Origin of the sequence: Geomonas sp. RF6 (genome assembly GCF_021044625.1) — a bacterium.
Taxonomy (GTDB): domain Bacteria; phylum Desulfobacterota; class Desulfuromonadia; order Geobacterales; family Geobacteraceae; genus RF6.
The window spans coordinates 2,262,965-2,288,961 of sequence record NZ_CP087999.1 but is presented as its reverse complement, the minus strand read 5'-3'; the positions used below and the strand labels follow the sequence as shown (position 1 = coordinate 2,288,961).

Genomic DNA, 25,997 nt, shown 5'->3' with positions numbered 1-25,997 from the left:
CTGCATCTGCCTGTCACATGATATCGGGCTATAATTTAAATAGCTTTGTACTCTCTGCCCAGCCCATCTCATACTCAGGCTTGTACCGATCAACTGACCGCTGAACTACGAGCAACGCCCACAGCTCAACGTCCTCTTGATCGAGTATCTCGCGTAGAATATCCCTGCGAGTCTGCAAGAGAAACCCGCACGATATGGGTTCATGGCGTCTGCGACCTTGGTCAAAGGCATCCTGCCATTCAATCGACCGGACGGCACCCTTTCCATCTCGATCTAACCATCCGAGGAAGTCGTCCGGCGCCGCTGCAAGTCCGATTCCCTCTGCAACAGACGGTATAACCGCGGCAAGATCAGGGGCATGCCGGCCGCGAAAAGCTCTGGTGGTCATTGCGACGAGGGGTACGATCCCCCCCCCACTCCTTGGCACCACTGATTGTGACAATTCAAAACGATACCGGTTATGAGCAGGAGAAAGGCAACCCCGCGCCATCTGCAATTGGATCTCCTCCATCGTTGGATTCGATGCGCCACGAGGTACACCGAAGCAATGGATACGTACCTTGACCGCCCGTTGAGGAGCATTCCCGAAGCGCTCGCCTGTCCGGTCCTCTGTGTACTCGAACAGTGTTGCCCATTCCCTGCTCCGCGACGAAAACCCAGATGTGGCTACTTCGAGGTCGGCAAATGCCATGAAGGCATCATCGGAAAGCGCATCGTCGATCCACGTCAGTTCCGAGGGTCGTTGCACTCGCCGCACGAGGACATCTGAAGGATCGCGCAGCCTCAGTACGCCCTCGACCCGCTGAAGCTCAGGCACGTTTATTTCGTGTGAATTTACAAGGATTTGCACGCTACGATTCAATGCAGACCGGACGGCCTCGCCGTATGGGCCGGCGATTTCGATATTGTCAAAATTGCTGTTGATGTTATATGCCCTGTGGACCGCCATCTCCTCGACATATCCTTCGTCCACCAGTGGGTGTAGTTGGGAGACAATGGAGACGGTCAATCGTTCCACTTCACCCTTGGGGGCAGCTTTTGCAACGACTCGCATCATGCGAACGACATCAGGGGGAACCCAGCCAGTTGCTGCTCTCTGTCGATCAAGCACCGGTTTCCTCGGAACGATGAGTAGTGGGCGGTCTACCAAAGCCTTAGCCTTGGAGACCGTCGCAGGGTTAAGCGTAACTCCGTCGCAACGGACATACTCCAGTGCATCCCTAATAGAAACCCGTATGGACCGGTGTTGCTCCTGGTGCCCGACATCTGCAAGCCATGACGTCCATGCTGAAGCTAATTCAGGGTCACTGATGCCGAGAGCAAACAGCACCGACACAACATATTCCTTTTGACAGTCGGCGAGCCCCGACCATTTTTGTATTAGAACCGGGACTATTTCGGTATCTTTCACTGCCAGCCGAAATAGGGTATTTGCAGCGAGCATGCGGACGTCTATCACCGGGAATGCTAACAAGCCCACAAGATACTTTAGGCAGGCTTCCTTGAAATCGGGAGGCGGCGGCTCCTTGAGCCATGCCACATCAACAGGCTTCTGTGACAACCCAGCAGCTAGTGTCTGGTTGTAGGAGGACCATATTTCATATAGCCCGCCCCCGTCGATAGGCAAAACCTCTTTGGCCAATGCAACCAGGTAGTCGAGCCGATGAACTATTAATGTCGGATATTGCTGGTACTGTTGGCGGAAGCTCTCGAAAAGGAAGTCGAGGCCTCTCGCGAGGTCTATCTCCAGGAGCAATGAGCAGATGCTACTTGCAAGGCGATGATTGTCATGGAAATTACCCGCCCCCCCCTCCCAAGCCTGGATGAGATTGTCGGCGGCGCGAGTAGGGCTGATTTTAGCCTGCCTTCTTGCCAAAGCGAGTACAGCGGAAGCCTTGGTCTCTGTTTCGGTACGACGGAGGCAAAAATCCTCCCAAGTTTCTAAGTCGCATATAGCCGCACAGGAAATCCACTCAGGAAGTCGCTTCTCCAGCACTCGGTGAAGAGGGTATGGCGTGCTGGGTCTAACAAAACGATCTAGCCAGTCCTCTACATCGAAAAACTGCTCAAAGGCTGGCGCCCTTACAGAGGAGGAGAGCCTTTCGGATAGAGTTTCAATAAATTGGGCTATCAACTGGCGCAGGTTCGCCCTGGCAGCAGTCCTATCTTTAACGTCGACCTCAATGGCTTGGGCGATGAAGTCTTGGAAACAAAGATCAAATTCTCTTGGGCCTTCTTTGGACCAAGCAGCGCCAGCAGCGCGAGAGTAGGCAAACTTCAAGTCATCACTGCTTCGTTCCAGGTCCCTCCGTCGTTCCTTTCTGAGAACTGTTGCGGAGGCATCATCAAAACGAGCCTCAAAGGCAGAGGGGATAGTCGCTGCATCCTCCAATTCCGCCAAAAGCTCCATTTCCTCAATATCTTGCTCATCATGGGTCACGTCTCTGGCCACCGGTAGATACTCGATGTGATCCCTCACCACATCGAGTGGTGCATTTCCCCTCTCAATCCACAGAGATGCCCATCTTGAAACCTCATGAGGTACCTGCTTCTCGACGAGCAGAACGTGGCGCCAATGGTCGTAAATGTCTCTCGCGCTGTCGAGAGCACCCTTCTCAAGAGCACTGGAGTACAACGCGAACATCGCCGGGCTGCTTTCCTCGAAATCGCTGCGGTCCTCCCAGTAGCCCATGGTTGTCGCGAGGGCATGCACCAGGCGCAAATCAACTGCGCCGTGTTTTAGAAGCGCATCAATGACACCCGCAAGGGCTCGTTCCCGAAAAATCAGGTTCTCTTCCTGGGAAAGAGCCTCCAGAGCCAATCCCGGGTCTACCTTGCATAAGAAGCTTATTATTTCCTCTACCGCAATTGCTACAGTCTTGGATCGAGTGGCATCAACCAACCGATGGGCAAGTACTAATTGGTCAGAGACACGATCAAGAGTCCGCTGCGGCTCCTGCTCATGAGCCAGAGCGAGAGCGGTGAGGATTTCGTTAAATTGATAGTCCTTCCGCCAACCCACACCGCATGCAACGCTCAGAAGCTCAAGCCATAGCCGTTGAGCCTCCTCACAAAACCCACATAGCCCCCACGCTGAGGCACAGGCAAGAAGCCCTGGTCCAATGGCCGAAACCTCCTCGTCCTTTCGCTCGCTCTGCTCGGCGATAACAAGAAGCTGCCGGCATATCTTGCTCGCTTCCGCTGGGTTTCTTGTGTGAATCAGTCTGGCAAGAGAGCGTGTACTCTTCGGGTACTTCAGAGCACGGTTACCGTGTGCAGCGGTTGTCCACCATCCTCCAAGCCTCACCAGATCAACATCAGGTAGCAAATCTGCAGCGCAGGACCAAACTGTATCGAAGAGATCTTGAACTCTTCTGGTGTAGGAGTTATAGGCAAGTTCGCCTCTTATCTCCAGGCTGTGGAAAAACCGAGGATTCAGATCCAGAAGTTCCACGACGTCCTGCACGACTGCAAGGAGAGAAGAGTCAGATCTTGCAGTGCCAATACCACTGGTCCATATTTCTGCCAGCCGGGCGATGGCTTTCACTATATCCTTCATAGGCTGGCGCCAACCTCTCAACGTTACATCGAGCCACGCATACCCTGTCTTTTCGAGGAGGAAGTAACACCGTAACTCGTCGTAGAGATTGAAGATAGCCTCGTTCAATTCTGTCTTCATAGAGGCCAGGAGAACTTCAGGAATCACAGGCTTTTCTAACGGGATGGTCACCGACGTGTCGAGGCATAGCTCGGCGAGATTCAAGAAGAACTCTCGCCGGCTGCTTTTTGGCAGGCAACTCAGGTCAACGTCTGCAAGAATTGCCTCCGCCTCGGAACGCTCACCATTCCGTGCCAGAATCATCCCCGCACCGGCCCGTGCAGCTATTCGAACAGCTTCGTGCAGGGACTCCTCCGACATCACGCATTGCAGGAAATCGAAGGCACCCTGCAATGCGAGCTCACGGATAACTGTTAGCTGAATCTCCAGGTTGATAAGTTTGCTCTCTTCCTCCGCCAATGGATCTCTTACATCTCCCATCTCATGTTGCTTCTGCCATCTCATGCGGTCGATAGCTAGCAGGCTCTGCACAGGATCTGCAATAAGGCACCCAGCTCGATACCAAAGCTCAATGTCTGCACGACCTGCTCCAGTGGGGGAACAATCTCCGAGGCCAGCTTTAGCTACGTAATCAGGTAGCGTCCGACCGACCGAATCGATGTAGTGGAGGTAAAACGTAGCGAATTCGATGGCGCTACATTGACGTCTTTCCCCATCCCAGATCATTCTCAACGCTTCGTCCGCGTGTCCCAGATCTAGGAGAAACGCGGCGAGATCAGGATCGGAAAGGTCGAGGTTGAAGGACACCAAGGCTAGTTGCTGTTTTAATAACCCTATCCGAGTGAACTCAGTGATATCGCGGCACACTGATGCGGCATGCCATGCGAAATCGAGGTTTCTGTGGATTTCGTGGAGGGGGCGATGGTTAAGCCACGCACGGCTGATCCAATTCTGATCGCAGATAGAGATTATCTCTCTATGCTGACAATGTTCGGACAGGTGTCGAAACCGGTTGCGCCACGCATCATCACTGTCCGGATGATCCTCATACCATGCCACCATCGTCTGATGGATCTCTGTTTGCAGGTGACCGGTTTGTTCGATGACGAATTCGGCAAGACTACTGTGTCTGATGGCAACGCTTTTGGCGTCAGAAAGTCGGAGCACGTGGCCGAGTTGAGCGAGGGTTTCATGTACAGCATGTAGTGTGGCTGGAATACCGATGTGTTTCAGGAGGGCCCGCAGCATTTCTGGAGTAGTGAATTCTTCGCGTCTCGCCAGAAGCGCCAAGATATATACCGCCCGTTCCTCGCCACTGCATGTGTCCCATAGGTGCCGGTGAAAGACATCTATCTTGTCGTTTCGCAAAGAGGGGATCGACTTTAGGTACTGCTTCTGCTGGTACCGGTCCATGTCCTTGAACCGATCAGCCAGGTACTCCAAGTAAATCGGCACTCCTCCCGAGACTGAGAGTACAGACTCGATTAAGTCCTCGGCCAGTGGCAGTCCACGAAGGGTAAAGAACTGACGAACCTGGGAGAGAGAAAACCGTGGCATTGAGATTCGGCGGCTTGGATCGCTGTTCACGTGGTTGATCAGCGCCTGCGGCAATGCTTCGGGATATCTGGAGCTTAGAATGATAAGAACATTGGGTGGGAGCTGCTGGGCATCGAGGACTGCCGTCAACGGTCGGGCAACCAAGGATTGGCGATTCTTCCGATCCACATGATCGACCCCATCTACGACGAAAACTACGCGCCGCCCAGCGGCTGACAGTGCGTGAAGCCACTCATTGAGAAGTTGGATGGAGTGAGGGGCATAAGGCTTTGGGAAGTCCACGTCCAGGAATGCATTCCTGAGACCGATGCAAATGGAACTCACGAAGGCGTCTTCGCCCAATCGGTCATTAGCAAGGCTCCGGTCGTTGGGCACGAAGCAAAAGTACCCAAAGGCTATATCCGTTCTTGAGGAGAGATATGTGGTTAATGCGGTTGACTTTCCGCTGCCGGGCTCTCCTTCCACTAGGACGAAACCGCTGTTTAGTGTCCCGATCGACGCATCGAGTTTATCGAAAAGATGAGGCGTAGAGACCCACATGGTGCGGTTGACAGGAAAGTTATGACTAATCCGATCCACGAACCTGTCTTGCACGCCGAGCACAAGGTTAACGTCTTCAGGTCTGACCTCGGCTCTCATGATAGACCATCTGACGATTTGATCCAAAAGAACGCCGCAACACCGGGGTTCGATGCCGAGCTGTGCGAGGCGAGCATGCAGGCGATCGATCATGGTTTCTCTATCCGGCTGGCTCAGGCGGAACCGGAGGCACCTCAGAAATTCGACCAACTCGTCGAGGCTCGGCATCCCTGCGGATTTGCGGAGGAGTTCAAGGATATTCTTGTACTCCTCGAAAAGAGGCAGATCTTCAACCTTACAATCCTTTGACTTGACCAAGGGGGCGTGTAGCTCGGCCAGGAACTCAGCCAAGCTTTTGGTGAAGCCTTGGCTTGGTTGGCGGTGCGTCCCGGCGCGGCGAGTCGACAACAATACTATTTCCATCCCCGAGCGTTGTGCCTTCACCTGCCGATACCCCTGAGCAAGCTTAGCAACAAGGGAGGTTGACTCATCGTCACTGCAGACCAAGTTGTGCAGGGTGAACGACGAGGTTTCGTCCTCCGCCCACTTTACTTGGATGAATTTCGTGCCTTCGCAGTGGTCGATAATGATGTCGTCGATATGCTTCGCCCGCTGCTGATTCTCCAGCGTTATTGATCGAAGCCGGGTACCAAAACCAAGTAGATCAAGCACATAAAGTGCAGCAACGATGTTTTGATAATAGAAGCCAGCTTGGGCGTCAGCGCCTGCCATTTAGCACCACTCCTAGTGTTACGGCTTATTGGACCTACGTTCATGCTGTGGACGCACATCCCTTGCCTGTCTGAAATGCGTTAGCGGTATAGCACTTCTATCTCTCACGAGCTTCGTCTGATACCACGCAACATAATGGATAGTGGCGTTAGGTTGAGAGCGCCGCGCCAAATATGGGGTAGCGCCAGAATTCAGGGGGGAGCGGAGAGCGTAGCTTGAGACATGCCAAGACCAAAACAGAAGCGGGGATATCTGGAAGCTCGAACTTTTGTGCAGCACGAGCTTGATGAACGAATTTCCCTATCTCCGTAGCTATTGACGCCCCTTCGGTCTCTGGCTCAACAGCAAAGGGTTCAAGGGTCTGGGATTCCCCCTCAGCCGCCAGGCTCTTTGAAAGAACGCGATCAAGCCAGTCCTCTGGAGGTGCCCATCCCATCAGGTCAATTGGGCCGGAGTCGGTAATTTCGCTTCCATCCGCTCCTTGTCCAACGACTATTTGGCTGTAGAAGAGCTCGACGAGCTCGTCACGCCTTTTGGGGTCGAGGCTAAAGCTGAATTCGATAAGGGAAAGTAGGAGAAGCGAACTCTGGTCGCAGTATTCCGGCGGCTTCTTGCCTGTAGCGACAAACTCGAAAACGTGTTCGAGAGAATTATAGCCCTCGATGAACGGGAGATGAGCGCTGCCTGTTCTTCTGACTAAAAGCCGTTGGTGTAGGCCTTTGAGCCAGTGGTAGATGTCGTCATACCGCCCGATCTGCCAAAGAGTGCGCCAGATTAGGAAAAGCTCGATGTGATGGAGATCCAACAGCGGTCGATTTGCAGCTGAATTTGCGTTGAGAAGGCCGACCAGCCAATTGGCGACAGCCTGAAGAGCCAGAAAGGTTCTCTGCCTTTCTTCATCACTCTCACCACCCAGTATTTCCCCAAAGCCGATACCTAAGATTCCTATTCGACCTATGTGCCAGAAAGCAACAACTGATGCCGCAATCGCGTCCAACCAACTTCCGCTCCTGCCAGTTTCCAGGCTATCCTCGTACGCCAGTTCTTGCGCATGCGCGCTATAATATCTTTCCAACTCGGCAAGGTAGAAGCTGACCCATATTTCACACACCGCCTGCTTGACATCCGCTTTCTGTGTGCAGCGCCAAACATCCCATACCGCCAGCATCGCCCATTCGGCAAGGTCGATCCATCCCGTTTCCGCGCTCTGATTTTCCCTGCCATACTCCCGAAGGATTATTAGGGCAACCGGTAGAAGCCGAATTCGCCTCTCATCGGCGTTCCCCTTGAGCACATCCTCGAGGAATCTCCGCCAGTTGGGAATAAGCTGATTATTCCACTCGTCTGAGCCATGCCGAAAATCGGCGAACTGGGAGCATATGTAGCTAAAAAGGCTGAAAAAGCGCTGGGGTAGAAGCGACGGCGTCAGGAGTTTCGTTTTAACCTTTTCGGTGATGGTGGTCAGATTCCACCGCTCAAATGACAAACTCGCATGGTCCCCGACCCTTGACCCAAGCCCCTTCGTTAGGTTATTGAAGAGCTGGATGCCGGTCTGGTCCTCATCCTTGTTGTAGGCGAGAATGACCTTGACCTCCTGGACCTCACGAAACTCTGGTGGCGTCAGGTCCGGAACCGCAGCCCTCCTGATGTCCGCGTCGAAGTCATTGGCAGTCCATGTGGAGTTGCGAAGTTCCTCGTCTTTTAGAGCAAAGATCGTCAATGTCCTGCGATCGGGCGATAGGAAGGAGAGATCGATGCCAAATTCCGGCTCGGTTTTGGTCTTGGAAATTTCCTCCGGACCTCGGCGGATAAACGGCAGCCGGTATGGCGTGAGGTCATCAGCCAACGCCACATTATAGATGATCCAATCGAAGCCGTACTTCGTCCCCGACTTTTCCTCTCGGGTGCGTTCGGCGAGGCTACGGATATAATAGGTCAGGAACGACGTGGTGAGATCGGGCGTCACTCTTCTTCCTCCGAGTCAGCGGCGCCTTGCGAGATTGCCGCGATTTGAGCTGAAGCATTAAGTCTCCGAAGCATCATTCCTTCTGGGTCGAAGAACTCCAGACGGGGTAGTTCCATGGAGTTTGAAATCGTCTGCAGATTCGTAGCATCACTGAGCCTGCCGCCAAGGAAGGACCTCCATGATTGACCGTACAGGAGTTGGACCTTCTTGAAAATCTGCGCGAATATTGAATGTTCTTCGGCCCCCTTCGATACCTCGGTGGAAAAGCGACGAGCATGTAGTCGGGCCGCCCGCCGATAACCGGGGACTTCCATGGCACAGATGCTGGATTTCTGTATTTCTCGGAGTGTATCGAAATAACGATTGGTTCCTTCAACAACTTCTTTCAGCAGCGGAAACTCCTCTGCGTGCTCCTCGAATTCCTTCAGGCAAACTCCTCCGAAATTTTTAGCCTGTAGGATCACCTCGTCGCGAAACTCCTGTTGAAACTCCTCACTGGTTTGCTGCACATGCGGGATGAATAGGATGAGAAACCGAGCAGTTGCAACTCCGTGCACCATGGTTCGTTGGCTCTCGTAAAACGCCAACCGGATTCGGTCCTCTTCGATCCCCACAAAAATGTCTGGAGGAAGCGCTGAAAGTTCCAACTTATCAAAGAAGAATAGGCCCAACTTGCGGCAGCCAGCATCACTCGAGAGTATAAGCCGGCCAACGAGCCCACCATGATCCTTCCCCGCATCTTGGAAAATAACCCCTCGAAACTACGAGGTTCCTGCATTATCCGCAGCCACCCACGGGCATTCCTCTCTGCCAATTTAAGGCTGAATTCCTTAAATTTCTCTGTGTCCTTGCGGAGCAATGAAACAAGGAGCGCCTCCACCCTTTTCCATGTTCCACTGCTTTCGATGGGTATCGGCTGTACCGAAAGGATCATGTCACTAACATCGCCTCCGCCGCTCTCGAATAGTTGAACTGCGAAGTCTGTAACAACATGCTTAGCCTCTGGAGACAGAGCCGGAGAGGCTTCCTTCCGCATCCAGGAAAGACCAAAGTTGAGACATTCCGGGACAGTTGTCGGGGCAAGGAGAGAACGGCAGACAACGAAAAAGGCTTCCTGGTGTTCATTTGGAACATTCAAATGGGCTACGAGCCTCTGCAAATCCGACAAGCCCAGCGTGCCCCGCCATGATGTCTGTATCCAAGAGCGATGATAGGCGGAGCGAGTAGTTGGATGTCCTGAAGCGGCGCAGTCGGCTTCAATCTGATCAAAGACACTGGCTGCTGGCTCTTTCTTTTCGAGCGTCCTAATGGTTCCGAGTAAATATGCCGCGACTGCAATTGCCGATTCCTCACTACACTTAAGAAGAAGTGGAAGTGCTTTTAGGGCATTATCGATCTGTCGCTCACAATACGTACCCAAGGCTTGCCAGAACCCGCCGGAAGCCAAGTCATTACCGATCCGGTTTACAATTGCTGGAAACCATTCCGCTGCAAACGTCGGTTCGATCTCAATCTCCTTGAGAAGGACAGAAAGGGGGGAGATGGCCACAAAAAAGTCATGTCCAACTGAGGGGAGTGCTCTTAAAAGATCTTCAGCAGCTTTCCCCTTGAGCTGCCGGAGAGCCGCTGCCCAAAGCAGTCCTGTCGTGCGGTCCGCCACCTCACCAAAACCGAGTTTAAAGGAGAGGTCACAGAGGCTCACATAAAAGCCTGCGTCAAGCGGAATACCACCCGGGAAAACTGCCTCCAAAACTGATACTGCGGAGGCAGGGTCTTGTGAGAGCAGTTCTACTTCTTCTGAAATGACGCGGTATTCATCACTTCCTTTGGTTATTTCTCTTTCTCTGTCCCCGTCAAGAGTGTTGCCGATGATGGTAAGAAGCAGTGGCGTCTTCTTTTCCGTATTAGTTTTCATACCTATCTCATTTGCCCCGAACCTCAGGCTTACCTCATAGGGGGCTTGTGCTTTCGATGTAATACTGTGGCTTCAACGCATGACAACCAGATGAACATGAAAATCGCTCTAATATAACTAGAGCTGTGCTGCGTAGTCAAACGGTTCTTTACCTCGTACACCTCACAGGCTTCACGGCTCAGGGTAAAGCTCGCCGCTCCGTCCCAGCGAGGAACAATTAACGGGGGAGGCGGCGCGCAACCGGCACCCCCTATTGCGATGTGCATAGGGCGTTGTCCCTTGTGGCTTACTGCCGACCTTTGGCCCGTACCTTCCCTTTGCATGGGGCAATGGGGGCAGCGAAATCGCAGAACACGGGGAAGCCCCCTTCTGAGAAAGATTGGACCAGGCGGACAGTGGCCCGAGGGGAAGACTGAAGGAGGGTGACATGTGTTACTAGAGTCTTGGTCCGGGGTCAGAGATCAGCAGGGAGGGAAGGGCTAAAATACCGGGCGACGTCGTTGTTCCACACAAAAAAAGCAGACACAATGTCACCCATCACTGCAGGGTCAACGTAAGAATCTGTGCGAAATACCTTGACTCGCTGCCCGATTTTGCCTGCGTTTCTGACATGCATTCCTGCGCGATGGCCAAGTTCGTCAATGGTATAGGTGCGAATTGCCCCATCGAGATGGGTCAAGCAGTTCTTCTGCTTGTCGAAAACGGCGTGAAGATACCGGGCCCCTCGTATGTCTACTTCTGGGAAGGGGGGCAGCTCCTCGCAGATAAAATCAACCTCGTTGGCGTGCGGAATCCAGGCATAATCGGTGAAATGGCTCTTTCGGCTAAGAGGCCCCGACGTCCATCGCCCGTGGTCAGGTTCTCTCAGGGCACGTATCCGATCCCAATCGAGTGGCCTTCCGTAAACGTCCATCCTGTAAAAGTGTCCCGCTAACTCAGCCTCAGGCCCATGGAGCAGGGGATCCAGTCGAACGCTAACGGCATTGTCGAGACCGTGTCGAGCTATATTTTGCAAAAGCCAGTAATTTGCGTTCGGTGAAGGTACTGCCGGCAAAATAAAGAAAGCCTCTCCACCACGGCAGAGTGCATCCCCATTGATTTTGAATGCTGAGAGCGGCACGAGACCGTCTGCATCTACAGGGACATCTCGGAGAACTGGGTGGTCATACGGTTGTGCCCGGTTTTGGGAGTAGTTGGTTATCTCCGCCAGGCGTCTCTGTTGAAGCTCCTCCTGAACGGCTTGACTCAAAAGATACAGCTTGGCTTTAAAGCGGTGATCGCCGTTGTGGAACATAACGGCAAGGGTCGCATTTATGTCCTGATCCAGTTCAGCGACGGCAGCATCTGGAATTCCCTCAAGAGCGGCACCCAATGCCGCCCTCACCTGAGCATCCCCAGAGCGAAGTAACCCCTCAACGATCCAGTGCGGCGGTTCGTACGATCGTGCGAAAACCGCTATAAGTTCTGAACTTAGAACAGCCATCTACTGTCGCTTACCTCTCTGGGTTGGCGGACTTATCCGTCACCATTTCCGGATCTCTGCAAGAAACATCGCCCCATAGGCACCTAGCTTAGATTTACCAACCCCTGTGATTGATAGCAGATCCTCCGCTGTTACTGGCCTTTTTGCTGCCATCTCGACAAGAGTGACGTCTCCGAAGACCACATACGGGGGCACGCCTGCTTCTCTCGCGATTTGGCTTCGCAACTCTCGTAGTGCTTGAAACAGGACCTCGTCATCAGCACTAAGCGTGCCCACGCTGACTTTTTCCTTCTTGATCTTGTTGGCAGCTGCCAGCCGGCGATCCTTTGTTTCGACCATTTTGATACGTGGCCGCGCAAGGTGGAGTCGTTCTTGACCTAGGAGAAGAGGCTTTGATGCTGCGGTGAGCCTAAGGACCGAATACTGGCTTATATCCTGGTAAAGGTATCCGAGGTGTACCAGTTGGTGCAGGATGCTTCCCCATTCTTCCTGGCTCTTGCCGCTGCCTATGCCATAGGTGGAGAGTTTGTCGTGACCCAAGGCCTTTATGCGCTCGGACTTGGATCCGCGAAGGACGTCGATGATATGGCCAGCACCGAAACGCTGGCCAACCCGGTATACACAGGAAAGAGCCTTCTGGGCATCCTCAGTGGCATCGAAACGCTGAGGTGGATCAAGGCAGACATCACAGTTGCCGCAGTCCTCCTCAAGTTGCTCGCCAAAATATAGAAGAAGGATCCTCCGCCGGCAATGCAGGGCCTCTGCGAATCCGATCATGGCGTTGAGCTTATGAGTCTCTATGCGAACCAGCTCGGGGTTATTGCTGTTTTCAATGAGGCTGCGAGCAACAGCAACGTCCCCATACCCGAAGAGGACGAGGGAATCGGCTGGCAAGCCATCCCTCCCTGCCCGTCCTGATTCCTGATAGAAGCTTTCTATATTTTTGGGAAGGTCATAGTGCACTACGAATCGTACATTTGGCTTGTCTATGCCCATGCCGTACGCGACGGTACCAACCACGACCCTGATCTCTTCGTTGATGAACGCATCGTGCACCCTGCTGCGTTCTTTGTCTGAAAGTCCCGCATGGTAGGCCGCAGCAGCAATTCCCGCACGGCGAAGCCGCTCAGCCACTTCTTCTACCCGCTTACGGCTGAGAGCGTAGACTATGCCGGCCTCATGCTTTGGTCGGGCTGAAATGAACGACGACAGTTGAGAAAAGGGCTGCCTTTTTTCTAGTACGGTGTAGCGAATGTTTGGACGGTCGAAACCGGCGACATACTGACGCCCCTCGCCCAGACTGAGGCGTTCGATTATATCGGACCTCGTATGAGCGTCAGCCGTAGCGGTCAGGGCAATCAGCGGAACGTCAGGAAAAAGCTGGCGTAATTCGCCGAGTTTTACGTACTCTGGGCGGAAATCATGCCCCCATTGGCTGATGCAGTGCGCCTCATCGATGGCGAATAAAGCGATCTCCAAGCCGTTAAGACGCTCCAGGAAGGCATCGGTCATCAAGCGCTCGGGAGCCAAGTAGAGAAGATCTAGGTTGCCATTGTGCAACGCCGCAAGTACACGCGACGCCTCCTTCTGGTCCAAGCTTGAGTTGTAATAGGCTGCACGCACCCCGTTGGAGCGAAGGGCGTCGACCTGGTCCTTCATGAGGGAGATGAGGGGTGACACGACGATGCCGACCCCAGGCCGGCAAAGGGCGGGAATTTGATAGCACAGCGACTTACCCCCGCCGGTAGGCATGATGACAAAGGCATCCTCCCCTTTGATCACCCCCTCAACGATCTCTTGCTGATGGTCTCTATAGGAGCTATATCCGAAGACGTTTCGAAGTATTTGGAGGTGAGTACCGTTGATGTCTTAATACCTCTTGAGGTCGTAATAGAACCAGGGATTACCGGCGAGACCGCCGAGATGCTTCAGTAGGCGCCACTGCGACAGACCTTACTACACCGAGAGTGGCCACCATGCCCTCCCATGAGAACTACGAAGGTGAATCGACCGCGGATGGTTAAGGCCGCGTTATTTACACGACTATGCGGGCAAAAACTGCTTGTCTTATCGCAGGGGTTGCGGGTCCCCCTCCGGCCTTTCCCGCCGCGTCAAGCCCCCCCCGGAGCCGGTCGAAGGCAATGGTGCTGCGTGAGAAGATCTCGTCCACATTATATACATGGCCGTTTCTATTCAGCCCGTTGATAAGGGATTTTGTCGTCTCCTTCAGGTAGAACTCAAGGTTGGCTGCGAACAGACTGAGCCTGAACCGAACCTCCGCCCCGTGCACGATGCAGCATCTGATCCGATAAAGTCTCGCCATCTGCCACTCCAGATGTCGGGTATGGTCGTCGATTTTGGCGAGCGTCTTACTAGGATCGGCTAGGGCGGTGAAAAGCTGCTCACACCGGTAGTGCATGGTAGGGGATTTGATGCAGCCTGCCAGCAAGAGACCCACGTGATGCGGCGACTGGGTGATTGAGAAAAGATCCTCGATCGTTAATGCTTGCAGATCTTTTCCGTCGCAATGACCTCGCAGGTCAGCGTGCCAATCGATTCGGGCATATTTAATCGTTGTGAGCGCGTCCACAAGGAGCCTGACTAGATAGGGCAGAGCCATGACCCTGCTCACATTGAAAGTGACGGTAGGCCCTATCTCGCCGCCTCCCACGTTGGCAACAGCCTCCAGGCCCAACCACCAGTTGAGGAACTTGTCTTTGTAGTTTTCGCTATCGCGTCCGAACCTGTACTGTCGGATCGCTCCCCGAATCTTCCTGCGGGAAATTTCCTCGGTTTTATCCCTTTCGGACAGAGTCTTGAGCCCCGCTACGAACGACGAAAACACAGAATGGTCTGAGTCTGACGTCGGATTCGGAGTAGTCGTCCTCACCACTTGCATGACAGCCCTATCGGAGTCCACCCGCCTTACATGGCACAAAGATCCGATTTTCAGTCGGGACGGCTCATAGTCAAATCGTAGCAGGTCGATCACTTGCTCAAAGGACTCTTTCGCAATGATTGCTGCGGCCAGAGGATCAGCCCCCATGACCGTCGTTTGGGCTAGACAAGAAGCAGGTTTTGCCGAGGTGAACTTGGAGGGAGCATCCTTTAACTCAGCCTGCGCCATGAAGACGAAATCGCCAAAGCGGCCGAGTTTGACCAGATTTTTACTTCCCGTCAGCCGGAGGGTCACCTGGTACTCTACCGGGGCCTCAGACAACTTCCTCATCATGAAAGAAAGGTTCTCCTCAAAGGTATGAATTTCTCGGTTCTCCGCCTTCAGGAAGTTGTCATGCCAAGTGAAAAGGGATTCGATAGGCCACCCCCTGTCTACCAAGTCGGCTATGGCATGTGACGTTACTATCCGCATTGTGTCCTTGTTACCTGTCGCAACAACATGAGGCAGCGAGGAGGAGAGGAGTCGCCAGTAGTCCTTCTCCAAGGCAGCGTGAAGGTCATTCACGACGAACACGAATTCCTTTGTCCGCAACGCTGTCGCTTTTTGCTTCCTCTCATCAGGTTTCATTGCTTTGATGGGCACATGAGCCTGCAAAACCGGCTCTAACAATGTCCAGTGGCGCTCGAAGTGGGTGGCAATAACGGGGTCACAGCTCAGGCAACTAATAGTCTCGGCCGCCACGTCAGAAGCCTCACTGGGGTTTAGCCGACCGATAGCTAGTTCTTCCGCCCACTCACGGATCAGCATCCGGCTGTTCATGCACTTGACCCGGTATGAGTCCAGAGACTCTTGGTGCGTCATGCTGTACCACAACTCTACGAAAAACAGCTCGTTTGCGCCTAGAGGGTTGGTTCCCTCGATTGCCTCTGCTAACTGTTCCGGTTTAAAGATACGCATTGCATTTCCTATTCATTAGCTTGAATTACGTGCTTGCATTGCAGTTGCCATAATTATTTGTTTGACATTTAATGGCAGAATGGTTTACTAAAAAGAGGTAGCAGATGTGCCTGAAACGAAATAACGGGAGTTAAGGGCTGCGGGTAGAAACCGTGTGTTCCTCGCACCAAACACTCCCACCTTATAGCCAGGGCGGCAGTCACCAAGACTGCCGCCTTTTGTTTTACCCCTGCCCCAGCGCCCCCGATATGTCAGTAGGAAAACCCTTCCCCGCCGCTTTCTCGTGTGCGACTCTCGGTTATACACCAGAAGTTGCCAAATTCAAAGAAACTTAGACACCGTTCGGCATTGTCGACGTTTCGGTTTCTGGCTCTTCGGAGCCGTCACCGGATATCGATTCAGGCTGGTAACCTAGTGAAGGGATAGGGGAGGACAGGCGAGCGAGTAGGTGTGTGTGGAGCGGCAAACGTGGGTACGTCCCAGGCTGGGTAAGCAGGGTTGTAGCCTATGCCCCGTTACGGCATCTTTCGGATCTCAGGCTCGCGAGCATTCTGTGCGTGTATACCTACGGGAGGGGTAATGGAGGGATACCGATGTCTCGATTTTACCCCGCTGCTGTGCTACAAGCGCTCATGCGCCAAGTAGAGGAGATCCAGGTTGCGATAAGCGGAAGCGGCTATCACCTATCCTGGACCGTTGCCTTACGCGCAACACGACCATGTATTTTAGTACAGCTTAAGGAAGTGCACCATTCCTGCAAAATCACCTGCGACAAGAATTCCGTCGGGCAATGTCAAGAGAGTCATAATCATCGCATCTGACTTAAACTGTGCCAGTTGCTGACCACTGCGTAAGTCCCACACCCGCGCAGTATCGTCACTACCACCCGAAGCTATACGGCCGCCCGGTAGTACAGCAAGGCATTGTACCGAGCCCCTGTGCCCCTCCAACAGCATGGCATCTTGAATCCCTTGGGGGTCCCACACCCACAAGGTGCCGTCCTCACCGCCGGTGGCGATACGACCGTCCGGTAGCGCAGCAAAGCAGCAAACCGTGCTCGTATGCCTTTCGAACACCGTCGGTTCCTTGTTCCCCCAAGGATCCCAAACCCGCACTGTCTTGTCCTCGCTACCTGAGGAGGCGATCCGTCCATCAGGAAGCACGGCTAAAGAATCTATCAGATATGTATGCCCTTCAAACACCATTGTGTCCTGAATGCCTTCGGGGTCGAACACCCGCACGGTGTTGCCATCTGCCGAGGCGATTCGCCCATCTGCTAGCACGGCCAAGCATCCGACCGAGAATGAATGCCCCTCGCACAGCACCTGTTCCTGAATGCCCAGGGAATCCCAAATCCGCAAAGTCCTATCCAAGCCACCCGACACAATTCGTCCATCCGGAAACACGGCGAGGGAGGTTATCCACTCAGTGTGCCCCTCAAGGATTAACGACTCCTGAACGCCCTTGGGGTCCCACACTAGCGCAGTATTGTCGTTCGCACTTGAGGCGATTCGCCCATCCGGTAGCACTGTGTGGGACGACCCCAAACTAGTGTGACCCACAAATAGTGACGACTCTTTGTTTTCTTGGGGGTCCCACACCCGCACAGTGCCGTCATCGCTACCCGAGGCTACCCGCCCATCCGGAAGTCTGCCGAGGAATCTGATCGCCCTCGTGTGGCCTTCGCACACCAACGGCGCCTCGCCTCCTTGAGGGTCCCATACCCTCACCGTCTTGTCCCAACTGCCGGAGGCGAGCCGCCCATCCGGAAGTAGGGCTAGACAATTGACCACGTGCGTGTGCCCCTCCAATAGAAACGATTCCTGAATACCTTGGGGGTCCCACACCCGCAGACTCCCGTTGCAACAAGTAGAGATAACCCGCCCGTCGGGAAGAACAGCCATGTAGTAACCATCCCCCTCGAACAGTAGCGGCTCTTGAATTCCTCGAGGGTCCCACACCCGCACAGTCGTGTCCAAACTGCTCGAGACTAAACGCCCATCCGGAAGCACGGCAAGAGACGTCACAGGGGCCGTGTGCCCCTCGAACAGCAACGGTTCCTCAATTGCCTCGAAGTCCCACACCCGCACAGAGTTGTCGCGCCTCACCGCCGTGGCAAACCGTCCATCCGGAAGCACGACGAGCGATGTTACGTCGGCTTCCAGGAATTCCATGGACTCGCTGGTATGGGGATCCCACACCCGCCTGCCGGTAACAACCCGCCCGTCCGGAAGCACTGCCATATATCCATACTCCCCATCACCATCAAACACTAGCGGCGCCTGAATTCCTCGGGGGTCCCACACCCGCACAGCCCCGTCCAGACAAAACGAGGCGATCCTCCCATCAGGAAGCGACAGAGATTTCACCTCGTCCGTGTGCCCCTCGAACAGCAACGGCTCCTGAATACCTTGAGGATCCCACACCTGCACCACATTGTCCCAACCAAGCGAGGCGATTCGCCCATCCGGAAGTACGGCAAGACGTTCTGTATGCCCCTCAAACAGCAGCGGATCTTCAATTCCTTGGGGGTCCCACACCCGCACAGTGTAGTCGTCACCGCTAGAGGCAATTCGCCCGTCCCGAAGCACGGCTACACAGTTAACTGCACGCTCGTGCCCGGAAAAAGCAGCGAGACAATTCGTTGAAAATCTCAGGCTGCCACCGGTCGGAACAAGCAAGGAGGAAGTCGTCAAATCGGGCGGATGCTCAACCCAGTACTCTGTACTTTTTATCAGGGCAGCAATTGAATCCGACGGTTGCAGTAATGAACGTAATCGCCCAAGCACTTGCGCCGGAAGTTGCTCCGGCACCCTTCGTAAAACATGCATACTGCAGCGGAGCACCGCACGGAGCATCTTTGCATCGCTGCTCTCTCCCAATTGATCGCAATCCGCGATCAAGGTGTGTATGCCGGTCAAGCGGAGCCGAGCGGCAAGCCACTCAAAACTGGATAGCATCAAGTGAGTGAACACCCTTCGGCATTCTGCACCGTCCGGAACGTGCGAGGAGAGATGGCGCACCAAATATGCACTTTCATGTGCCGCCCCTTTCTTGACCGTCCTCAAAGCCCATTTGCGGAAGTGCTCGTTTGAGACACCGATATTGACCGAGTAATCACCGGCTCTTGCGAAGCCATCTTCAGTCGTGCCTGTCAGCCATTCGGAGAGAGAGAAGTGATCGAAAGCCCAGGCGCCGGCACGTAGCTTGATGAAGTCCGGCAAGCACCTGCGCACCGATAAGATTTCCTGTTCAGGCCTAGCAAGGATTTCAGCCAACACAGACGAGGGAAGCGGTTCTTTGGCAACTGCGAGCAGGCCAAGCACATCACGTGCGTCACTGTAATCGCGTCCTACGCGGGCAAAACGACGGTCGAAGGAATCAAGATAAAAGCTGTCCATTCCGGGAGGCAGGGAGGCGAGTTCAGCCAGCCCAATGCGGGCATCTTCGAGCTGGTCAAGGGCCCGGACGGCATAAAGGAACTTCCCGAGGCTTTTCTGCAGAAGCAGAGCAGCTGCAGACTCGCAGGAACAATGCTCCCTTCTCAGGTGTGACTCCAGCGGCTGCCGTGAGAGTCGCTGAAGGATAAAGGCGCGAAGGTCGGCCTCGTTGGAGACATTTTCCGCATTGACGTCCTTGATTCCGAATTTTCCGAGACGTCCGACAACATCAGGGTTATTGCGCGAGGTAACTATAATCCGCAGCCAGCGGGGAAAACGCATGGCCTTGTTAGCAAGTAGCTGGACAATGGTTCCATGACGACGCATTTCTGCACCGTCCAATTCTAGCCCTTCATCTAGAGCATCGATTAGGACGAGACGGGGTCCATCGGGTGCCTCGATGCGGGCAAGGGGGTTTATAACCGCCGACTCGAAGGCGCTGGCCGGGTCTTCCGCGGTTTTCTCCAGACGTCTCTGCAGAGAGTCATCCGAATCTATCAACGCACCAAATGCAGGGAGTGTGGTCTTAAACTGCGCGGCGAGGCTATTGACGAGGGTCGTAGGTTTCAGAGTTTCCTGTGTATCGTGCTGGCAGAAATGCCATCCTATGACGGCATCGGTCTTTCGAGCGATCAACTCGGCCAAAAAGGCCGACTTTCCGACACCGAAATCGCCACGGAGAAGGAGAGTCCTCGGTGTCGGCTGGGCAAGCCAATCATCAATTTCCTTAAAGAGCCAGTCTCGGCCAGTGAAGTTCTGCCTCTTTTCAGAGATAAAGGCTGAGAAATCCCATGCATCCGGCCAATGAAAGCAGGTCGAACGTTGCCCATGGTCATGAAAGTGGACCCCTCCCTCGATGTGGGCGTGATCTCCAACTATCCCCACCTGCCGCGGATGGTTCATTTATTTCGTTTCCCGAAAATGGATTCCGCCTTGGACTCTTGCATTATCGCCAATTACACCGACTTGTGCTCCCTTTGCATCTATGAGGAATTTGGCGACGACCTTGCGCCCTTCCTCCGTTTCCTTAATCGTTTCGATCAGTTTTCCTGCATATTCCTGAATCTCGGAATCCTCGACGGCTTTTTCCTTTGTCATCGTTTCAGCCAGCACCATCCGGCGACCCTCCGATTCAGGGTTGTCTTCTAGGGCTGCAATTGCTTCGGAGATGTCATTTTCTTGGCCTAGCTTTGCACTTATCAAAGCCTTCAGGTTTTCGTACGCATCTGCAATAGCTTTTTTTCCAACATCCGTAATACCAGCAGAAATTGCTCCAATTAGAGCAGTTGATATCGAATCCATCTGGACCCCCTCCTTTTTCGCAAGGTTTAGAATATTATATGGCTCGTCGTCAATAGCAAAAACGATGTATCCGCAGAAAACTGTGCGCCTACACGCGAGCTTGACTATCGGCGAAAAATCCTGAAGAAGTAGATCTAGATTATAATAGACGCCTTGGGACCAGCAGAGCCTGCTGCAGGGAGGCCAGGAAGGACCAGAGGACTGCCAGGAGCATGATTAGGTGCCAGAGCTCTCAACGGCTCTTGTCGCTGTGAAGCGGGTGTTAGTGATGGGGGGAGGAGGACGTACGACGTGTCCATACCCTGGACTATGACCGTTGCGCGTCCATACTATGCAACTCGCAGTTGTCCTGATAGTAGCTCTCGATGCTCTTCGGCATGTCGTAGTGCACCACGAAGCGCACGTTGGACTTGTCGATCCCCATGCCGAACGCGACAGTCGCCACTACCACCTTGATATCATCCCGAAGAAACGCCTCCTGGACCCGGTGCCGCTCCGTATCCGGAAGCCCCGCGTGGTAGGGCGCGGCATTCACCCCGTTGGCACAGAGCTTTTCCGCCACCTCGTCCACCCTCTTTCTGGACAGGGCATAGACTATCCCCGCCTCCTCCCGGCGCCCGGCGAGGAAGTCGGTGAGCTGCTTGAAGGGACGGTGCTTCTCCACGACGCTGTAGCGGATATTGGGGCGATCGAAGCCCGCGACGAAGCAGGTCGCCTCGGCAAGCCCGAGCCTGTGCATGATGTCGCCGCGCGTCTGGTGGTCCGCGGTCGCGGTGAGCGCGATCATCGGTATCTCCGGGAAGAGCTGCCGGAGCTTACCGAGCTGCGCGTACTCGGGGCGGAAGTCGTGCCCCCACTGCGATACGCAGTGAGCTTCATCGATGGCGAAGAGGGAAATGGGGAGGGTCCGGATGCGCTCGAGAAAGTTGTCGCTCAGGAGGCGCTCCGGCGCGACGTAGAGGAGCTTCAGGTCGCCGCCGTGGAGTTCCGCTAGGGTCCTCCTGGCCTGCTGCTCGGTAAGGGAGGAGTTGTAGCAGGAAGCGGCGACGCCATTCTCCCGCAGTGCGTCGACCTGGTCCTTCATAAGGGAGATGAGGGGAGAGACGACGAGCGCGGTGCCGGGAAGGCAGAGGGCCGGGATCTGGTAGCAGAGGGATTTCCCCCCGCCCGTCGGCATCAGTACGAAGGCGTCCTGCCCGGAGAGGACCGTCTCCACGATCTCGCGCTGCGCGGGGCGAAACGTCTTGAAGCCGAATACCTCGGTGAGAATGTGCGAGGGATCTGCTGCCATCTGGGACCTTTTCGTGAGAGGGGCCAGCTAAAAATCAATCATGGGTGCGGCGTCTGTCAAGTAGCAGGGGTCGGCAGTCGCGCCACGAGGTTTACCGGTGGAGCGGGTGAGACATGCCCGGTGCCGCCGGGAACGCTGCGCTTATCCCGGCCTACATCCACGCCCTACGCCCCTTCGCGTGGCACTATCCCGTGTTGCGTGAGAAAGGTCCTGGTAAGGGGAGCCTTGTTGTGTATGTCCAGAAGCCCGGGGCGCAGGAGGTCCTCGTAGCTGTCCACGTCGTACCAGAGAGGGAGCAGTCCGGCCTTCAGCGCCGCGGACTCCGCCCTCTTGAGGCTTTCGGCGAGGACACTGCTGGTGGACCAGCGGATTCCCTGGAAAATGGCCCGCTCCACCCTTTTGAGTCCCACCAGGTAGTACCCTCCATCGGCGGCAGGGCCGAAGACGACATCCGCGCCGGACTTCAAGAGGCGCACCCCTTCTTCAAGATAACTGAGCGGCAGGTCCGGAACGTCCGTCCCGATGACCATGCTCGCGCCATATCCGAGAGCCAGAGTGGACTCCACGGCCGCAGCCATCCTCTCCCCCAGCCCCGCCTCGACCTGTGGCAGGAGAGGGATCCCGGGACAGGCGCCCTCGAAAAAGGCGCGCTCTCCTTCATAGAAGATGAACGGATCCCATGGGAGGAGCGACACCCTCTGCACGGTGTCCAGGAGCATGCAGCGGTAGAGTTCGGCGCTCTCGCTGCTGGTCAGCTGCGGAGAGAGCCGCGTCTTCACCGCGCCCGGTACGGGAGCCTTTGCAAATACGGCGAGTGCGACTTTCATTAGAGGAGAGCGTCTTAAGAGGGTTAAATGAACGGGGTAAATTCAGGGTTGTCCACAGCTTTGCTACTTTTCAACAGAGTTATCCACAGTCAAAGGATTGACCGCACCACCAGCCGGCACCCTTTTGTCCCGCTCTATTGCCGCATATGCGGAGTGCTTGTGGATCGACTCAAAGTTCTCCGCCTCGACGGAAAACCAGGTGACGTTGTCCATCCCGAGCAGCCGCTGGGTCGCCTCGCGGACCATGTCCTCCACGAAACGCGGATTCTCGTAAGCGCGCTCCGTGACGTACTTTTCGTCCTCGCGCTTCAGAAGCGAGTAGACGGGGGAGGAGCCGCACTCCTCCATCACCTGCACCAGGTCCTCGATCCAGATGAACTCGTTGTAGCGCACCTGCACCGTCATCACGGAGCGCTGGTTGTGGGCGCCGTAGACGGAGAGCTCGCGGCTGCAGGGGCAAAGGGAGGTCACCGGCACCTTGACCGCAAGGATGAAGTCGAAGGTCTCTGCAAAGGAGGCGATGAAGGTGCAGTTGTACTCCATGAGGCTCTTCGCGCCGGAGACCGGTGCCGTCTTCTCGATGAAGTAGGGGAACTCGATCTCCACGTGGGCGTTGCTGGCGCCGAGCTTCTCCTTCATCTGCCCCAGCATCTCCTCCATCTTGTCGAGCGCGATCTTCTCCCGGTAGCTGTTCAGGATCTCCACGAAACGGCTCATGTGGGTCCCCTTGAAGTGGTGCGGCAGGTCGACGTACATGTTGATGCGCGCCACGGTGCTCTGGAACCCCTTGTTCTTGTCCATCACCACGATGGGGTAGGAGATGTCCTTCACCCCTACCTTGCCGATGGCGATATTGCGGGTGTCGCGGGAGAGCTGCACGTCGGAGAGGGGCGTCTTGCAGCTGCCACTATGGTGTTTCTCAGTGCCTTTTGACATTGGTTACCTTTGCACGGTGGCGTAGCGGACCGGATCGACAGCGCCCGCCTCGGCGAACCCCTTGAGCCTCAGCCGGCAGGAATCGCACAGGCCGCAGGCGGTGCCGTCTTCGGCGGGATCGTAGCAGGAGTGGGTGAGACCGTAGTCCACACCGAGCGAGAGCCCTTTCTGGATGATCTGCGCCTTCGTGAGAGAGATAAGGGGGGTGTGGATCTTCAGACGTCCCGCCCCTTCCACACCGGCCTTGGTGGCCAGGTTGGCCATCGCCTCGAAGGCTGCTATGAACTCGGGGCGGCAGTCGGGGTACCCCGAGTAGTCGAGGGCGTTCACGCCGATGAAGATATCGAAGGCGCCGAGGGTCTCGGCCCATCCGAGAGCGAAGGAGAGGAAGATGGTGTTGCGCGCGGGGACGTAGGTGACCGGGATCTCGTCGCCGACCCCTTCCTTCGGGACGTCGATGTCGGCGGTGAGGGCGCTCCCCCCCATCTTCCTGAGGTCGAAGTCCACGACGAGGTGATCGACCGCCCCGATCTCTCCGGCGTGACGCTTTGCGAGCTCCAGTTCAATGCTGTGCCTCTGGCCGTAGCTGAAGCTCATGGCGTAGGGGAGGAATCCTTCTGCCTTCGCGATCGCGAGACAGGTGGTGGAATCGAGCCCGCCGCTATAGAGAATCACCGCTTTCTTCTGCATCTCGTGGCACCTCTTTTCTCAAGTCCTGGGTGGACTTTGCTCCTTTGCGTCTTTGCGGTTCAACCGATTGCTTCTGCCTTTGAAAAAGGCCGCCCCGATTTGCATCAGGGCGGCCTCATGGCTACTCCACGAAACTCTTCAGCTTTTTCGCCCGGCTCGGGTGGCGCAGTTTCCTGAGCGCCTTCGCCTCGATCTGCCGGATACGCTCGCGGGTGACTTCGAAGTCCTGCCCGACCTCCTCGAGGGTGTGGTCGCTCTTCTCGCCGATGCCGAAGCGCATCCGCAGCACCTTCTCCTCGCGGGCGGTGAGGGTGGAAAGGACGCGCGAGGTCTGCTCGGAGAGGTTCGCCTTGATGACCGCCTCCAGCGGCGACACCACCCCTTTGTCCTCGATGAAGTCCCCAAGGTGCGAATCTTCCTCCTCCCCGATCGGGGTCTCGAGAGAGATCGGCTCCTTGGCGATCTTCAGGACCTTGCGCACCTTGTCCAGCGGGAGCTGCATGCGCTCCGCGATCTCTTCCGGGGAGGGCTCGCGCCCGATCTCCTGCACGAGCTGGCGGCTGGTGCGGATCAGCTTGTTGATCGTCTCGATCATGTGCACCGGGATGCGGATGGTGCGGGCCTGGTCCGCGATGGCGCGGGTGATCGCCTGGCGGATCCACCAGGTGGCGTAGGTGGAGAACTTGTAGCCGCGCTGGTATTCGAACTTGTCCACCGCCTTCATGAGGCCGATGTTCCCTTCCTGGATCAGGTCGAGGAACTGCAGGCCGCGGTTGGTGTATTTCTTGGCGATGGAAACGACGAGGCGCAGGTTCGCCTCCACCAGCTCGCTCTTGGCAAGCTTCGCCTTCCGCTCGCCGTGCTCGATCGCCTCCAGAGCGCTTGCCAGGTCGCGTGCGCGGAAGCCGGACTCGTGCTCGATCTTTCCGAGGTTCTTTTCCAGCGCGCGGTAGCGGATTTCCAGCTGCTGCGCTTCCTCAGCGGTCCGCCCGAGCACCTTCATGAACTCCTCGTCAGAGGCACCGTGGAGTTTCTCGAAGGCGGTGATGAACGGCTCGAGCTTCGTCTCGGTCTCGTTCTCCACGGCGGCGATCTCGCGCAGCACGGAGTCGACCTTCGTGGAGAGCTCCTTCAGCCGCTGGGCGATCTTCTCGATGTGCCGGTCCTTCAGGCGCAGGCTGCGCAGGAGCTCCGCCATCTTCGCCTTCAGCTCCTGCTGCTCGTCGCTGCCGGTGTCCCCCGCATTGCGCAACTCCTCCATGCGGCTGTAGAGCGCCTGGATTTCGTCGATGATGTTGAGAAGGCGCATAGCCTGGAGATCTTCCTCACCTTCCTCCAGTACCTCCTCCTCGACATCCTTGCTGATCTCTATCGCGGCGATCTGGAGCTTCCTGAGACGCTCCCCCAGGGAGATGACCTCCTTCACCGTGATCGGGGTGTTGAGGATGACGCTTGCCACGTCACGCTCGCCGACCTCGATGCGCTTGGCGATCTCCACCTCCCCTTCACGGGTGAGGAGCGATACGGAGCCCATCTCGCGCAGGTACATGCGGACCGGGTCGCTGGTGCGCCCGAGGGTTCCCGGCTCGAACTCGACTTCTTCCTGCTCCCCTTCGTGCTCGTCCTCCTCCTCGAGATCCATCTTTATCTTGGGGATCTTCACCTTCTGAGCGGAGTCCACGATCTCGATGTCCATGTCACCGAACATGCTCATGACGTCGTCGATCTGGGCGGAGTCCACGATATCGGGAGGAAGCAGGTCATTAACCTCCTCGTAGGTGAGGAAACCCTTTTCCTTCCCGAGGTCGATCAGCTGTTTCACTTCATCCATGCTTTTTTTGGCCATTTTTACGACACTCCGTTA

General features: G+C 55.5%; 13 protein-coding genes and 1 pseudogene. All 14 read right to left on the bottom strand.

The window, feature by feature from the left end; all coding sequences use genetic code 11:
- Nucleotides 1-28: 28 nt before the first annotated feature.
- The gene (locus LPW11_RS09840; RefSeq protein ID WP_230997946.1) at nt 29-6,427 is read right to left on the bottom strand and encodes a dsDNA nuclease domain-containing protein; all 6,399 of its coding nucleotides are present in this window, start codon (nt 6,425-6,427) and stop codon (nt 29-31) included.
- A gap of 148 nt (nt 6,428-6,575) precedes the next feature.
- Nucleotides 6,576-8,393: a hypothetical protein gene (locus LPW11_RS09835; protein ID WP_230997945.1), complete on the bottom strand. Its 1,818-nt coding sequence runs from the start codon at nt 8,391-8,393 to the stop codon at nt 6,576-6,578.
- Nucleotides 8,390-8,857, bottom strand: coding sequence for a hypothetical protein (locus tag LPW11_RS09830; RefSeq protein ID WP_230997944.1), 468 nt, complete (start codon nt 8,855-8,857; stop codon nt 8,390-8,392). The genes LPW11_RS09835 and LPW11_RS09830 overlap by 4 nt, the downstream gene beginning before the upstream one ends.
- Entirely contained in the window at nt 8,854-10,308 is a 1,455-nt protein-coding gene (locus LPW11_RS09825; protein ID WP_230997943.1) for a hypothetical protein, read from the bottom strand. Before LPW11_RS09825 ends, LPW11_RS09830 begins: the two co-directional genes overlap by 4 nt.
- Nucleotides 10,309-10,762: 454 nt before the next feature.
- On the bottom strand, nt 10,763-11,791 hold the full coding sequence (locus tag LPW11_RS09820; protein ID WP_230997942.1) for a hypothetical protein: 1,029 nt from the start codon (nt 11,789-11,791) through the stop codon (nt 10,763-10,765).
- 39 nt (nt 11,792-11,830) lie between these two features.
- On the bottom strand, nt 11,831-13,657 hold the full coding sequence (gene recQ / locus LPW11_RS09815) for a DNA helicase RecQ (RefSeq protein WP_230998272.1): 1,827 nt from the start codon (nt 13,655-13,657) through the stop codon (nt 11,831-11,833).
- A gap of 169 nt (nt 13,658-13,826) precedes the next feature.
- Nucleotides 13,827-15,647 carry a hypothetical protein gene (locus tag LPW11_RS09810; protein ID WP_230997941.1) on the bottom strand — a complete coding sequence of 607 codons (1,821 nt, stop codon included), beginning with the start codon at nt 15,645-15,647 and terminating at the stop codon, nt 13,827-13,829.
- A gap of 725 nt (nt 15,648-16,372) precedes the next feature.
- A complete protein-coding gene (locus LPW11_RS09805) occupies nt 16,373-19,990 on the bottom strand; it encodes a hypothetical protein (RefSeq protein WP_230997940.1) in 3,618 nt (1,205 codons plus the stop codon).
- Nucleotides 19,991-20,389, bottom strand: coding sequence for a hypothetical protein (locus LPW11_RS09800; protein ID WP_230997939.1), 399 nt, complete (start codon nt 20,387-20,389; stop codon nt 19,991-19,993). It abuts the gene before it with no gap.
- A 346-nt stretch (nt 20,390-20,735) separates the two neighbouring features.
- Nucleotides 20,736-21,680, bottom strand: a pseudogene (locus LPW11_RS09795) (RecQ family ATP-dependent DNA helicase); the annotation flags it as partial.
- A gap of 164 nt (nt 21,681-21,844) precedes the next feature.
- Nucleotides 21,845-22,507, bottom strand: a complete 663-nt coding sequence (locus LPW11_RS09790; protein WP_230997938.1) for a TIGR04282 family arsenosugar biosynthesis glycosyltransferase — start codon at nt 22,505-22,507, stop codon at nt 21,845-21,847.
- Between the two features lie 63 nt (nt 22,508-22,570).
- A complete protein-coding gene (folE2, locus tag LPW11_RS09785; protein ID WP_230997937.1) occupies nt 22,571-23,443 on the bottom strand; it encodes a GTP cyclohydrolase FolE2 in 873 nt (290 codons plus the stop codon).
- A gap of 3 nt (nt 23,444-23,446) precedes the next feature.
- Nucleotides 23,447-24,133, bottom strand: coding sequence for a 7-cyano-7-deazaguanine synthase QueC (gene queC, locus LPW11_RS09780; protein ID WP_230997936.1), 687 nt, complete (start codon nt 24,131-24,133; stop codon nt 23,447-23,449).
- Between the two features lie 121 nt (nt 24,134-24,254).
- Nucleotides 24,255-25,979, bottom strand: coding sequence for an RNA polymerase sigma factor RpoD (gene rpoD, locus LPW11_RS09775; RefSeq protein ID WP_230997935.1), 1,725 nt, complete (start codon nt 25,977-25,979; stop codon nt 24,255-24,257).
- Between the last annotated feature and the right edge of the window lie 18 nt (nt 25,980-25,997).